The organism is Streptomyces sp. NPDC094147 (assembly GCF_044764265.1).
In the GTDB taxonomy this organism is placed as follows: Bacteria; Actinomycetota; Actinomycetes; order Streptomycetales; family Streptomycetaceae; genus Streptomyces.
This window is the reverse complement of the sequence record NZ_JBIWHT010000011.1, coordinates 172,216-186,128: the sequence shown is the minus strand read 5'-3', so window position 1 is coordinate 186,128 and position 13,913 is coordinate 172,216. Positions and strand designations below refer to the sequence as shown.

The window sequence follows — 13,913 nt, the reverse complement described above, 5'->3', positions numbered from 1 at the left end:
GCGTGGCAGCGCTGACGTACGGTTCAGGCCGCGAGACGGCGGGCGGCGAGTTCGGCGTAGAGCGCGGCGCCGTCGGCGAGCACCGCGTCGTCGAACTCCGCGTACGGCGAGTGGTTGAGCGGCAGGTTCTCGGGGTCGATCCCCTTCGGGGCGGCGCCGAGCCACGCGAACGAGCCGGGAACCGCGTCGAGTATCCGGGAGAAGTCCTCCGACCCGGTCATCGGGTTCGGCATCGGCCGGAAGCGCTCCTCGCCGAAGACCTCCCGGACGGTGTCCGCCAGGAAGTCGGTCTCGGCCCCGTCGGTCTCGGTCACCGGGTACTCGGGAACGTACTCGACCCGCGCCCGCAGGCCGTGGGCGGCCGCGACAGCCCTGACCAGCTCCACCGAGGTGTCGGCGACCCGGGACTGCGCCTGGGCGGAGAAGGTGCGTACGGTCGCTTCGAAGCGGGCGGTCTCGGGGATCACGTTGCGCTGGGTGCCGGCCTGGAGGAGCCCGACGGTGATCACCACCGAATCGAACACGTCGAAGCGGCGGGTCACCATGGTCTGCAGGGCGGTGACCATCTCGCAGGCCGCCGGGACGGGGTCCTTGGCCCGATGAGGTACCGAGCCGTGGCCGCCCGCACCGTGGACGGTGACGTGCAGCGCACCGGAAGCGGCCATGATCGGTCCGCGCCGGGAGCTGAACTCCCCGTGCGGCATGGCCGACGCCACGTGCAAGGCGTATGCGGCGACCGGGCGCCTGCCTGCCGCGTCCAGCACGCCCTCGGCCAGCATGGCGCCGGCTCCGTCCCAACCTTCCTCGCCGGGCTGGAACATGAAGACCACGTCGCCGTGGAGCTGCTCCCGCCGTGCGGCCAGCAGGTGTGCGGCACCCGCGAGTATGGCGGTGTGCAGATCGTGGCCGCAGGCGTGCATGGCGCCGTTGTCGGCGGCGAACGGCAGCGGGGCCTTCTCGGCGACCGGCAGACCGTCCATGTCGCCGCGCAACAGCACCGCCGGCCCCGGTCGGCCGCCGCGCAGCACCGCGGTGACCGAACTCAGCGCGGAGCCCCGGCTCACCTCCAGCGGCAGTCCGTCGAGCGCCTCCAGCACCCGCTCCTGGGTGCGCGGGAGATCGAGGCCCAACTCGGGGAACCGGTGAAGGTCGTGGCGGAGCCGGACCAGGTCCGGGGCCAGCCCGAGAGCGTCGTCGTGCAGGGACACAGGCATCTCCCATCGACCCCGCGTGCGGTGGGATCTTGTGCGGTGCGATCTTGTTCGGTGATTCTGAATCTCTCGGCAGGACTTTCAAGCGATTTCGCAGGATCACGCCATGAGGAGGCTCTCCGATGAACGAATCCACCGGCAGCCGATGGTGACCACCGGCCCCGACGTGAGGGTGGATGAGCTGGACCTCGCCCTGGTGAACGCGCTGCAACTGCGGCCCCGGGCACCCTGGTCGCTGCTCGGCCACACCCTCGGGATCAGCCCGGTTACCGCTGCCCGCCGCTGGCGCCGGCTCTCGGAGGCCGGGATCGCCTGGGCGACCGCCTACGGACTGCCGGGCCCCGAGGACCGCGGGTGCATCGCCTTCCTCGACCTCGACTGCGCTCCCGACCGGCTCCGGCAGATCACCGACGACTTGGCCGAGGACCCGCACGTGCTGGGCATCGAACATCTCTCCCAGGGCTGCGACCTCGTCGTCACCGCGGCCTTCACCGACCTGGCGATGGTCTCCCGGTACAGCACCGAACGGCTCGGCCTGCTCCCCGGGATCAACTCCGTCCGCGTCCACCTGGCGACCGGCTTCTACTCCGAGGGGAAACGCTGGCGACTGGACTCACTGGCCCCCGCCCAGCGACTGAAGCTGCGCCACGATCACCAGGCGAGCAACGGGTCATCGGCCGAAGTCCGGGAAGAGGAACGGGAGTTGCTCATACGGCTGGGCATCGACGGCCGTCTCGACCAAGCCGAGCTGGCCGCCGCCACCGGGCTCAGCCCGTCCACGGTGCGCCGCCGCCTCGACCGGATGGCCGCGTCCGACACGATCCGCTTCCGCTGCGAGATCGCCGCCCGCGATGCCGGACGGCCGGTCCTGGCGACCTTCAGGGTCGTCCTTCCCCCGGACCGGCTCGACGAGGTCGGCCCCCAGCTCGCCCGACTCCCCGAGGCCCGGTTGTGCGCGTCCGTCACCGGCGCGCACAACTTCGTCCTCTCCGTCTGGCTGCGCTCCCTCGCCGACAGTCAGCGGTTGGAAGCCGCACTCGTCCACAGGTTCCCCGATCTCCAGGTGGCCGAGCGCCACGTGTCGCTGCGCACCGTGAAACGGATGGGCCGGATCCTGGACGCGGACGGACGCGCGGTCCGCGCCGTTCCGATGGACATCTGGCGAGACCCGGTCCCAGTAGTCCCTTGACGGTCATTCAGACCGGTCGGCGCGCGACGCCGTCACCCCACCCGTCCCGCAACGTGATGTGGGTCTGATGCCAGGCGGGGCGAGCGTGGATGCCGATGCCTCCGGAGACGATGAGGTTGTCCCCGGTGATGTAGCCGGCGGCGTCAGAGGCAAGGAACGCGGATGGACTCAGGCGACGCCGACGCATACGGCGGTCGCGGCCAGGGTGGTGTAGTCCATCGTGAAGCGTCCACCCAGGGAGTCGATGGCGCGCCCGACCGCGTCCAGTATCTCGGCCAGCTGATCTGGACGGAGTTGGGTGAGGCCGCCGGTGGTGGCTAGCAGGTCCAGCCATTGGTCGCGTGTGTAGGACTGCTCCCAGTCGAATCGCCACTGTTCGGGATCGTTGAACCGTTCGGTCTCGCGGATCTTGTCGGCGAACTTCGAGTATGCCGCCTGGTAGAGGCCGAGCGGACGTCGGGCGGGTTGGCCGTTGAGCGGAGAGTCGGGCGCCACCCGCCGATAGGCAGCGGCGAACGGTTCGGCCACCTCAGCAGGCGGCTCGTACGCGTGCCCGAAGATCGCCAGCCGACCCCCTGGACGCAGCACACGGGCCGCCTTCGCCGCACCGACGACCGGATCCACCCAGTGCCACGACTGGGCGGCGACGACCGTGTCGAACGTCCGGCCGGCCGGCTGCCAGGCTTCGAAGGCCGCCACCTCGACCTCCAGGCCACGGGCTCGCGCGAAGTCGGCCATCCGCGCATCGGGCTCCACGCCGAGCACGGCGCAGCCGGCGGCCTGGAACTGGCGGCCTGCGATGCCGGTACCGCAGCCGACGTCGAGCACGTCAGGCCCCGGGCTACCAGCGACGATCCGTGCCACCAACGCATCGGGGTAGCCGGGCCGGGCTTGGTCGTAGCGCTGCGCGTCCACGCCGAACGACTCGGCCATCAGCCGGGCTTTATGCGGCTCCGCCGGGGACGGTTCTGGTTGTTCTCGCGGTAAGGTGGGCATGTGCCCACTTTAGTGGGCGCATGCCCACTGGGCAACGGATGCCGGCAGGCTGACGCACGAGAGGATCTGTGAGTGCCGACTGGGGTGCACCTTCGTGACGCGCGGCAGCAGTTGTTCGACGCTGCCGAACGCGTGCTTCTGCGGGACGGGCCGAACGGGCTGACCAGCCGGGCCGTCACCGACGAAGCGGGCTGCGCCAAAGGCGTTCTGCACCGGCACTTCAGCGACTTCGACGCCTTCCTCGCCGACCTTGTGCTGGACCGGGCCGCGCAGCTTGAGAGGCAGGCGAGTGCACTGCGTGAGTCCACCGGCACCGGCACGGTGGCCGACAACCTCACCAGCGCGCTGACCACCCTGTTCGGACCGATTCCGGTGGCAATCATCCCGCTCATCACCTTTCGGGACGAGCTGCGCGCACGACTGCGGAAGGCGAGGCCCGGAGGCGGCATCGCGATCCTGGCTCAGACCACGACCGCAATCTCCGCTTATCTGGCCGCCGAGCGTGAACTGGGCCGCATCGCGGCCGACGCCGACATCGATTCGCTCACCCTCTCCCTGGTCGGTGGCGGGCATCTCCTGTTCGCAGACCGCGACCCCGGCCCGCCGGCCACGGCAGTCGTCAACAAGCTCGTCACAGCGGTCATCGCCGACGTCGTGCAACGGCGACCGGTCTAGGGGGTGTTCGGTGGGTCATGGCCGGGGTCGCGGACCCGCAGGTGTGCACGGTGGGCAACTCGCGTCGGAAATCAACGTCGACGTCGCCAGCGGCGCGAAGGCGTACCGCCCAGGGCATCGACACCGCCACCGTGGAGGGCCGGGCGATGTTCGGGATGTTGTCCGTACTGGCAGGGCTCCAGCGGGAGCTGATCGTGGCGAACACCAACGACGGACTCGCCTCCGCACGGGCCCGCGGCCGCGTCGGCGGGCGACGCCCGAAGCTCACCGAGGAGCAGGCTACGCTCGCCCAGCAGCTCTACGACGCCGGTGAGAAGACCGTCCAGCAGATCGCCGACCTGTTCGGAGTGCCCCGGTCGACGGTGTACGGACACCTCGACAAGGTCAAGACCGTGCCCCGCCAGCCGAAGAAGACCGCCGTCATGAAGTCCTGACCGCTAGTGCGCGGCTGGTGTCTGAGCTGGGACTCCGGGGCCTTCCACGGCCACCGTCACCGTGGCCGCACTCCTCATCTGGCTACGCTCGTGATCGAGGAGACGGGACCTAGGTGTCGTGCCGTGGGGGGGGCGTACGCGACGGATGCCGTCCCAGCCGCTTGGGAAAGCGAGATCAAGCGGTTGCGACGAGGGTGGCCGTGAGTGCCAGGAGGCCCAGCCCGGCGAGCATGCAGTCAACCGCCGCCCGAATGAGGCGGAACTTCCGCATGGCGAGTGTGGCGATGAAGCTGAGGTGCTCCTCCTGGTAGCCCGATGCCAGCCGATCGTGCAGCTGGTCGGTGTCGAGCCGGGACCAGCTTGTCCAGCCGCTGCCTCCAAGGTGCGGACGGACCGGGAGTAGCAGGATCACGGTCGCGGCCAGCATCGCGGCGGTGGCGAGGGACGTGAACACCGCAGCCGGGGCGGTCGGATGGAGGCTCGATGCCGTCGAGGCCAGGGCCACCAGGGCGCCTCCCGTCAAGGCCAGCAGCAGGCTCGCTTTGGTGTCGGAACGCGCCAGGTCGGCCTGAAGGGTTGTCAGAGTGGCGGCGATCCGGGCCTGGTTCGCGTCTTGCTGCCGGTTGGATGCGGAGGTTGCCATCGGTGTGTGCCTCTCCTTGAGCGCCGACTTCGACGTGCCTGGGCCTGCCGGCAGCCTCTGGCAGAGACTCTCGGCAGGCATTGGGATAGGACGTCGCTGTCGGCTACTCGGTTTCCGAGGGGCTTTTCTGCGCCAAGCGCCAAGCGCCAAGCGCCAAGCGCCAAGCGCCAAGCGCCAAGCGCCAAGGGAGGGGGAGTGCCTGCGCTCTTCTTCCGGCGTTGCCGGACCGCCGCCGCCCGCGCCGGGCGTGGGACGGAGCTGCGGCTCTATGGGCAGTCCACTGCCTCCAACTACCCATCACAGTCGGCCTGTTGGAGGGCCGGTACCTCGGTGCCACGAAATACTGCGCGCGGCTCGCGCCATGCTGACCGGCCGGCGGGCATCCTCGGGTGCCCGCCGGCCCGGCGCGGCCGCTACCTGAGTGCTCAGGCCCCGTACGGCGTGCCGTTGGTGAAGTCGGTGCCGAACGTCGACTCGATGCCGCCCAACACGCCGGCGTCGTCCGTGATCAGCCCCAACTCCCTGTTGTTGTTGAGGGAGTTGTCGGAGAAGTTCTCCGAGCCCGCGAACACCTTCGCGGTGGCGGTGCCGGCGTCGGCCACGATCGCTTTGGCGTGGATGTACAGGCCGGTCGTGCTGCTGTACGTCACGACCTTGCCGCCCGCGTCGACGACGCTCTGGAACTCGGTGCCGTAGCTGCTCGGGTTCATCCCGACGACCCGCACCGTCACCCCGCGCTGCTCGGCCGCCACGATGGCGTCGACCAGTGCCGCGTCGCCGAACTCCAGCTGCTGGACGTCGAGCGAGTGCTGGGCGCCGTTGATCAGCGCGAGCAGCCGGTCCTGCGAGTCGGTCGGCGACCAGACGAGGTTGTCACCGTCGCTCGGGGTGATCGCGGTCTGCGCGTAGTCGGCGGCGAAGACGTCCTCGATCGCCGTGACATCGGCCGCGTCGGAGTCGAAGACCCCGTAGTCCCGGCTGGACGAGTAGTACGTGGAGTCCAGGTTGCCCGTCAGGATCAGCGACGTGGTGCCGTCCACCGTGAGCGTCTTCTGGTGGGTGTAGACGAAGGACGACGAGGAGTACGTGACGCCGACGCCCGCGGCCTTGAGCTTCGAGTACGCGGAGCCGTTGACCGAGGTGTGCGCGGCGTCGAGGATCACCCGGACCGTGACGCCGGCCTTCTGCCGGTTGATGAGGTCCGTCACGGCGGTCGTGTCCCGCAGCTCGTACATGGTCAGGTCGATGGACTTCGACGCGGAGTTGATGAAGTCGTAGACGCTGGTGTGGCTCTGGTCGGGGAAGACCAGCAGTGAGTACGTACCGGCGGCGTGGGCCGGGGTGGCGGCGAGCGTGGTCGCCAGTGCGGTGCCGCAGGCTGCGAGGGTGAGTGCGGCGCGACGTATGAGGGAAGTGCGCATGGCGGGGATCTCCCGGGGTCGGACGGAAGCGGGGGGTGCGGGAGGAGCTGGGGAACTTCTGTGCCGGAGGCGTCAGAGGTGCCGGAGACGCCCGTACCGCGAGTGCACCGGGCAGTCTGGCAGCGCTTGGTTTACGCGCATAGATCGGCCGTGGGTTTGTCATGCGTCCGTCATGTGGCGGTTTGGTGAAGGTCGCCGCACCCCGGCAAGAGAGGGCTAATTTCCTGGAAAGCCCTTGAAAAGCAAGCCAGTTGGAGGGTGTCACGGCGCTAAAGGCATGGCGGTTCAACGGGGTGCCGGGTCACGAAAGTTGTCGTCGTGCCGGTGATGAGCCTTGGCCCGAGTGCCCCACCGAGGGCATGCTTGTGGCGGAGACCGCTCGGACGTACTCAGCTCATGAGCTCGGGCGCGAAGTAGTCGCGCAGCCGGGCGATCTTCCCGTCGCGGATGCGGAAGATCTGTACCAGCGAGATAGTCACGTCGTCCCCGTCCCCGTCCCCGTCGAAGACGGTGTCGATCTCGGCGATGAACACGTCGGGGTCGGCGGTGGTGTGCAGTACGTAGCCGGACTTCTCTAGGTTCGGTGAGTGGTCGCCGCCCTTCACCTGCTGCTCGTAGTACGCCGACATGGCGCTACGGATCTCCTCACGACCCACCAACCGCCGGGGGAATGCGGCGCCGGCGGGCATGAGCGGCGCCTCGAAGACAGCGTCCTCGGTGAAGTTCTCGGCAAGGGCATCGGCGTTCCGGGTCATGGAACCGGCGTACAGGTAACTCTGGAAGATCTCCTGCGGCGTTCGGGACACTGAGGCCTCCCTGGACTCGGACACGGAAGGCCACATCATCACAGAGACGCCTGCGGGAAGGCGGCTTCCGTGAACGATCAGGTTCCCCCGCAGCGGCGCAGGCCGGACTGTTGATCAGCAACAGCGATCCGGCCTCGGCGGCGTCTTGGCGCTCGCCGTTAGGGGGTGCCCATGGTTGACATCGATCACACGTCGGGGGGAGTGGAGTGGCCGTGGTGGGACGGGCGGCGTATCCGCGATTGTGACGCCGTCCGCCCCACTATGGCAGCGCGCTGCCAGCCGCTGACCATCCGTCAGCGGCTGTCATCACGCGGCGGAACCCATTACTCTCCGCGCTCGCGGTGGATGTTCAGGCACAGCGCCCAGACATCGGTGTAGCTGTTCGGTGAGGGCGAGCCCCCGGCGTGTGTGGAGGCCGTCCAGTACGCCGGCCCGGCGGTCCCGTCGCTGACCGGCTTGCCCGAAGAATCGCTCGGGAAGCTTCCGTTGAGGTGGGGGCCGCCCGAAGCCGTCTTCGTGAAGTCGGCCGTCGTCACGTTGCCACCGCTGATGGCGGCACCCCCGCTGACCAGCCTCCCGTCCTTGCGGCGGCTGGGGCAGCCGACGGTCGCCGTCCGGCCCGTGGCAGCCTCGCTCGGGCCGCTCACCTCCCGGAAGTGAACGCGCGTGGTGACGTCGCGGACGTTGATCCGGTCTCCGCTGCAGATCGCGTAGGCGTAGGTGGTGTTGTTGCTGTCGCGTCCGCCGCCGATTCCCCCGACGGCCGTCCAGGAGTCGGGGTTGGTCTCGCCGTCGGCCGCGGCCTTCTTGCCGTAGTCGTGTGCCGCGTTGTTGAAGGTGGGGAAGCTCGCGATCGGCTTGAGGCTGCCGACGCTGGCCGGGGTGGTCCGGGCGCCGCCACCGAGCAGGCGCGTGTTGGCCGGGCAGGTCGCCACGACGAGACGGTCCGTCAGCCCGGTTGCGGGCCCGGCGGCCTTGTTCATGACCACCTGGGTGTGCTTGATCAGGTGGCTGGTGAAGCACACCGCGTACGGGGTGGTGGAGAAGGAGGGGCTGCTGTGGCTCCCGCTGCCACCGAACGCGAGCCAGTGCTTCACGTCGGTGCCGACGACTCCGGGTGATCCGGTGTATTCGGTACTGCCGTCGGGGCTGGGCGCAATCCCCATCACATGGTTGCCGTTGGAACTCACGTCCGCGCCGATGGCCTGGTCGACCCCGCCGCCGGATATCAGCCCCCGGCCGCAGTCCGCGTGGGACGAGACCCCGGTGAAGGGGGTTGCGGGGCCAGTGACGGCCCCGGGGGTGTTCACTGTGACGCTCACGGTTTTGGCGTACGCGCTTCCCGGCACCGCCACGACCAGCAGGGCGCCCAGCATCAGCGCCTTACCTGCGGCGGAACCCCGCAGGACCTTGCCATTCATCGGATTCTCCCTGTCCTCTGTCAACGTCGAAATGTGGTGCGGCAGGTGGTCCGGACAGCGTCGGCCACAGCGAAGAACCGATGTCCGGACAGGCTCGAACGAGTGCCGTGCTCGGCGCTGTGGCCGTCGGCGGATCGTCGTGGCCGGTGTGTCAGACGCCGTCGTCTGCGCACAGCGCCCAGACGTCGGAGTGGGTATTGGCCGAACTCTGGCCTCCGGTATGGGTGGAGGCCGTCCAGTACGCCGCCGTGGTGGTCCCGTCGCCGACCGGGTTGCCGGAAGAGTCGCTCGGGAAGCTCCCGTTGAGGTGGTCGCCGCCCGCACCCGGTCCCGTGAAGTCGGTGGTCGTCACGCTGCCACCGCTGATGGCCGCGCCCCCGCTGATCAGGTTCCCGTCCCCGGTGCCGCAGCCGACGGTCGCCGTCTGGCCGGTGCTCCCGGTGGTCGGGCCGCTCACCTCGCTGTGGCGGACCTTCACCGTGGCGCCGCTGACGCTGATGCCGTTTCCGCTGCAGATCGCGTAGGCGTAGGTCTCGTTGCTGGTGTTGCCGGCGCCGGCGTCCCACCCGACGGCGGTCCAGGAGTCGGGGTTGGAGTCTCCGTCGGCCGCGGCCTTTTTGCCGAAGTCGTGTGCGGAGTCGTTGAAGGTGGGGAAGCTGGCGATCACCTTGAAGTTGCCCACGCTGGCCGGGGTGGTGCGGGCGCCGCCGCCGATCAGGCGGGTGTTGACCGGGCAGCTCGCCGTGACGAGGCCCACCGTCGTCGCCGTGGTGGGTGCGTTGACCTTGTTCATGACGACCTGGGTGTGGTTGATCAGGTTGCTGGTGAAGCACATCGCGTAGGGGGTGGTGGAGAACGAGGAGTTGACCTGGCCCCCGCTTCCGCCGATGGCCAGCCAGTGCGTCACGTCGGTGCCGACGACCCCGGTGGTGCCGGTGTATTCGGTGGTGCCGTCGGGGCTGGGCGAGGTGCCCATCACGTGGTTGCCGTTCAGCCCCGCGCCGGTGCCGATGGCCTGGTTGACCCCGCCGCCGGAAATGAGGCCGCTGCCGCAGTCCGCGTGGGTCGAGATCTCGGAGTCGATGGTGGTCGGGCCGCTGGTGGCCCCAGGGGATTTCACGGTGACGCTCACGGTGTTGGCGTAGGCGCTTCCCGGCACCGCCACGACCAGCAGGGCGCCCAGCATCAGCGCCTTCCCTGCGGCGGAGCGCCACAGGACCTTCTTGCCCATCCGATTCTCCCTCTGTCATCGCTACGTGGTGAACGCGGCACGGCAGCGCGGTCCGCAAGCAGCGACGTGAAGGAGGGGAAGTGATGTCCTTGACGCCCCTGAGTCGCGAAGACCCCACAGCCACCCGGCAGTTCGAGCACATCAGGGCCGGCGCGGTGAGGCCCCGCCGGCGCCTTTGTCGAGCGGTCACTCTGCCGCAGATGCGAGGAGAAAGTCTCCTGTTGTATCGCACAAGCGAGGGGATTGGCGGCTGTGCGGGGGCACATAGGGAGGTCACGACCGGCTCGCGGGCGGCCGCCGCCCCGGGGCGGCGGGAGGGATGCCGTCAACCAGGGCGAGCGGCTGGGCGGTTCACTTCACCCCGATGTGCAAGCCGTGTTCGTAAGGAAAGCCCCTGAGGGTGCGGACCTGGTGGTACCCCGCCCGTCGCAGCCACTCTTCGTAATCGCACGACGGGTACGCCATGCCCTGACCGCTGGCCAGGGCATTGAGGTAGAGCGAGAGGCGGGCCGAGTACCAGCCCTCGGTCTCGTCGTCCGAGGCGTTGTATCCGTAGATCAGGACCCGTCCACCGGCCGGCAGGACGTCGTGGGCCTTCACCAGCAAAGCGGTGATCTGCTCAGGGGAGAAGATCTCCAGTACGTGGCTGAACAGCACGGTGTCGGCGCCCGCCGGGAAGGGGTCGGCGAACAGGTCGCCCGGGTGGATGGTGATCCGGCCCGCGAAGTCCGGTGCGATGGTCCGCTCCGCGATGCGCGACACACTCGGAATGTCGAAGATGGTCGAGGTCAGTTCCGGGTGGCGCGCGACGAGCCGACCGCTGGTGGTGCCGTCGCCGCCGCCCACGTCGAGCAGCCGACGCACTGAGGCGAACTGGCCGCTGTCCACCAGCGCGTCCACGCTGCGCAGGGTGAAGGCGGTCATGGCGCGGTGGAAGACGAGCTCCAATTCGGGTCTGTGCGGGAGCCTTTGGTAGAGCGTCGGCTCGCTGCCCGGATACGCGTCCAGGGCGGTGTTCGTACCGGCTCTGAGCGCGTCGGTCAGGTGGGTGAAGGCGGGGTAGTACACCTCTCGCCAGCCGATCAGAATGTGCCGCCAGCTGTCGGGGCTGTCGCCGGTGAGCATGTCCTCGGCGACATGAGAGTTCTGGTACTGGCCATCGTGCCGTTCGAGCAGTCCGGTGGTGCAGACGGCATGCAGCAGTACGCGCAGAGAGTGCGGTGGCAGTCCGGTGGCGGCTCGCAGATCGTCGAACGACGAAGGCCGTCCCGACAGGGTGGTGAACAGGTCCAGTTCCAGTGCGGTGGCCAGGGCGTTGAAGAGGGCCGGTGCGTTCACCAGGAGGTGGAAGCGCTCAAGGACCGAGTCCGGTGGCACCTTGTCCGAGTGGTCGGGCGGAGAGTTCATCGCGGCAGGATCCTCATCGGCTGTACGGCATGTCCGAGGTCGGGGCTATCTCATGGCTTTTGGAACTCACGCCGGTCAGCGGCCTCGAACCGGCCAGGGCGCGGTGGATCAGGCGGTCGGAAGTGCCGTGATCCAGCACATAGTTGTGCAGGAGACGGACGTTGTCCCACACGGCGATGTCACCCACGGCCCACCTCCAGCGCACCGTCCGTTCCGGAACGAGGGCGTGATGCATGAACAGTTCCAGCAGGGTGTGGCCCTCCAGGTCGGACAGGCCCTCGATCGTGGTTACGCAGTTGGGGTTGAGGATCAGGGAGCGGCGGCCGTCGGCGCCGTGGTCGACGGCGACGAGAGGGTGGCTCACCAGGGGCATGGCCAGCAGCCGCTCGCGCTGGAGCGGGTCGGCGTCCGGCGCGAGCCACTCCGCGTACAGGCGGCGCACATCGTGACGGCAGCTCAAGCCGTCCGCGAGGGTACGCAAGGGCGGTGACAGCGCGGCGTAGGCCCCCGCCAGGTCGGCGAAGAGGGTGTCGCCGCCGACCTGCGGCACGCGTGCAGCCTGGAGAAGCGAGTATGTGGGCACCTCGCGGACGAAAGTGCCGTCCACGTGCCAGTTGGTGCCGTGCCTGTTGTGCGCGTCCCGGCAGCGTGTGTCCTGCGGGCGCACGTTCCCCGTCTGGTTCGCCAGCACCTCGGGGTGGTCGGGCAGCCCGTGTTTGAGCGGGTGGGCGGGCAGCGCGTCGCCGAGCAGGGCGGCGAAGTCGGCCAGAGCCGCAGGGTCGGCCGGCTGGCCGCGCAGGAAGAGCACGCCGTGTTCTGTGACCAGCTCGCGGAGCCGGGCCGTGTCGGCCGACCCCGCCCGGCGGACGTCGAGCCCCGACAACTGTGCGCCTATGCTCCCGGTGAGTCGATCGATTCTCCACGTACCGTCCGACATGTGGCTCAGCCACCTCCTCGTTCCCATGGATTCGAGCTGTGCTGTGAGGGCTCAGGCGGAGGCGGCGAGCACCACGTTCTCCATCGCGCCGCCCTGGGCCACACCGATCACCCCGCCGCGTCCGTCCGGGTAGTAGCGCGCGTACACCCCGCCCGCCCGGCCGCCGAAGAGCAGCGGACTCAGGACCGGGGCAACCGCGACGCGGTACGGCGGCGTGCCGGGGTCCCTGACCATCTCCAGCTGGTAGCGGACCGGTTCCACATACTCCTGCACGATCGCGTCACGGGCGCCCAACGCCCGGGTGACGTTCGCCTCCCACTGGGGTTCCGGGCACGAACTGCCGAGCACCACTCCGCGGCCCACCATGCCCACCGCCGGCTTGAGCACGAACGACTCCCGCTGTGCGGTCAGGAGCTGGCGCAGGTCCACCGGATCGCCCCTCCACTGGACCTTGCCCTCCTGGACGACGCGGGTCCAGGGCACGTACCGGTGGACCAGCCGCCGGTCGTCGTCGGACATCCAGGGCTGTCCCTCCGACAGCCAGGCCAGCAGCCGCTTGTTGGCCAGCAGGTAGCTGCTTTCCGACGGGTAGAGGATGCAGCCCGCGGCAATCATGGCGTGCACGGGGCCGAGCGGTTCACCGCGCGAGACCCAGTCGCCGGGGGAGAAGTAGCGCAGCGCCAGCGGGAACCGCAAGCTGCCAGGGCGGCCGATCTTCTGCGGCAGGTCGTGCGGTTCGAGAACCTCGGAGTCGAAACCCCGCTCGCGCAGATACGTGGCTTCGCCGTCGAAATAGCGGGTTGTCTCTCCGCGGCGGTCCACCCGGTTTCCCACCAACGCCACCGCCCTCGGCAGCGCGAGTTCCGCGCACACCTCCTCAAGTAGGTCGGCGCGGGCCGCGAACGGGTCGTCCACCGTGAAGGGCAGCGTCCCTCCCGGGCCGCCGTACAGGCGTGTCCAGGCCTGCCCGAACCCGTGTGTCTCGGTGGGGCCGCCGAACGCTCCGCTGACATTGAACTCCACGAAGCGTGGGCCGTCCGGCCCGATCACCACGTCGGGGCGCGCCATGGCGTCGCAGTGGCGCAGCTCGAAGGCGTCGTCGTCAACGAAGAACGGGAAGGTGTGAGCGGTGGGCCTGACGCCCACGGCCGCGAGTCTGCCCTGCCGGGTGGGTGCTGCCTCCAGCACGGCCCGGCGCAGCAGGTTCAGCAACTCCCGGGCGGCGGTAAACAGTTCGTCGTAGGCGGACCGGGAGACCGCGAACGGCTCCAGGGGGACCGGCTGGACGTGCAGCCACGTTCCGCAGTCGCGCAGCTCGTGGCGGAGCACCCGGCAGATGTCGTCCGGGGAACTGCGGTGCGTTGTAGGGAAGGGAGGGACACCGGGCCACGGGTGGGTTCCCAACTCCACTGGCGCCAACCTTTCGTGCGACGCGGTGAGCGGCTGGAGGTACTGCTTGGGCGGTCGGGCGGCCGGGGGAGCGACTGGGTACGGCGCGTACATGCCGTACCCGGCCGGTGCCGCGCGGCAGAGTTCACATCA

The 13,913-nt window shown here is 69.3% G+C and carries 13 protein-coding genes; 3 read left to right on the top strand and 10 right to left on the bottom strand.

Annotation, left to right across the window (positions count from 1 at the left end; translation table 11 throughout):
- Positions 1–23: 23 nt before the first annotated feature.
- Positions 24–1,208 (bottom strand): M20 family metallopeptidase, encoded by a 1,185-nt coding sequence (locus tag ACIQ8J_RS19065; RefSeq protein WP_403273124.1) that lies wholly within the window; start codon positions 1,206–1,208, stop codon positions 24–26.
- Positions 1,209–1,317: 109 nt separating this feature from the next.
- Here ACIQ8J_RS19065 and ACIQ8J_RS19060 point away from each other — a divergent pair, with 109 nt between their 5' ends.
- A complete protein-coding gene (locus ACIQ8J_RS19060; RefSeq protein WP_403273126.1) occupies positions 1,318–2,400 on the top strand; it encodes an Lrp/AsnC family transcriptional regulator in 1,083 nt (360 codons plus the stop codon).
- A gap of 168 nt (positions 2,401–2,568) precedes the next feature.
- Here ACIQ8J_RS19060 and ACIQ8J_RS19055 read toward each other — a convergent pair whose 3' ends face one another.
- The gene (locus ACIQ8J_RS19055) at positions 2,569–3,396 is read right to left on the bottom strand and encodes a class I SAM-dependent methyltransferase (protein ID WP_403273127.1); all 828 of its coding nucleotides are present in this window, start codon (positions 3,394–3,396) and stop codon (positions 2,569–2,571) included.
- Between the two features lie 72 nt (positions 3,397–3,468).
- On the opposite strand from ACIQ8J_RS19055, the gene ACIQ8J_RS19050 reads away from it, so the two are divergent.
- Positions 3,469–4,071: a TetR/AcrR family transcriptional regulator gene (locus ACIQ8J_RS19050; RefSeq protein ID WP_403273129.1), complete on the top strand. Its 603-nt coding sequence runs from the start codon at positions 3,469–3,471 to the stop codon at positions 4,069–4,071.
- 17 nt (positions 4,072–4,088) lie between these two features.
- Positions 4,089–4,505 (top strand): helix-turn-helix domain-containing protein, encoded by a 417-nt coding sequence (locus ACIQ8J_RS19045; RefSeq protein ID WP_403273130.1) that lies wholly within the window; start codon positions 4,089–4,091, stop codon positions 4,503–4,505.
- Between the two features lie 175 nt (positions 4,506–4,680).
- Here the strand turns inward: ACIQ8J_RS19045 and ACIQ8J_RS19040 are convergent, their stop codons facing one another.
- From ACIQ8J_RS19040 to ACIQ8J_RS19005, 8 genes are all read right to left on the bottom strand, one after another.
- Complete coding sequence (locus ACIQ8J_RS19040) at positions 4,681–5,148, bottom strand: Pycsar system effector family protein (protein WP_403273132.1); 468 nt, start codon at positions 5,146–5,148, stop codon at positions 4,681–4,683.
- Positions 5,149–5,573: 425 nt separating this feature from the next.
- The gene (locus tag ACIQ8J_RS19035) at positions 5,574–6,569 is read right to left on the bottom strand and encodes a phosphatidylserine/phosphatidylglycerophosphate/cardiolipin synthase family protein (protein WP_403273134.1); all 996 of its coding nucleotides are present in this window, start codon (positions 6,567–6,569) and stop codon (positions 5,574–5,576) included.
- Positions 6,570–6,958: 389 nt separating this feature from the next.
- Positions 6,959–7,375: a nuclear transport factor 2 family protein gene (locus tag ACIQ8J_RS19030; RefSeq protein ID WP_403273135.1), complete on the bottom strand. Its 417-nt coding sequence runs from the start codon at positions 7,373–7,375 to the stop codon at positions 6,959–6,961.
- Between the two features lie 323 nt (positions 7,376–7,698).
- Positions 7,699–8,796: a hypothetical protein gene (locus tag ACIQ8J_RS19025; RefSeq protein ID WP_403273136.1), complete on the bottom strand. Its 1,098-nt coding sequence runs from the start codon at positions 8,794–8,796 to the stop codon at positions 7,699–7,701.
- Positions 8,797–8,947: 151 nt separating this feature from the next.
- Positions 8,948–10,027, bottom strand: coding sequence for a hypothetical protein (locus tag ACIQ8J_RS19020; RefSeq protein ID WP_403273137.1), 1,080 nt, complete (start codon positions 10,025–10,027; stop codon positions 8,948–8,950).
- A 351-nt stretch (positions 10,028–10,378) separates the two neighbouring features.
- Complete coding sequence (locus ACIQ8J_RS19015) at positions 10,379–11,434, bottom strand: methyltransferase (protein ID WP_403273139.1); 1,056 nt, start codon at positions 11,432–11,434, stop codon at positions 10,379–10,381.
- Positions 11,435–11,447: 13 nt separating this feature from the next.
- Positions 11,448–12,371: a TauD/TfdA dioxygenase family protein gene (locus tag ACIQ8J_RS19010; protein WP_403607873.1), complete on the bottom strand. Its 924-nt coding sequence runs from the start codon at positions 12,369–12,371 to the stop codon at positions 11,448–11,450.
- 51 nt (positions 12,372–12,422) lie between these two features.
- Positions 12,423–13,700: a hypothetical protein gene (locus ACIQ8J_RS19005; RefSeq protein ID WP_403273141.1), complete on the bottom strand. Its 1,278-nt coding sequence runs from the start codon at positions 13,698–13,700 to the stop codon at positions 12,423–12,425.
- Positions 13,701–13,913: the final 213 nt, after the last annotated feature.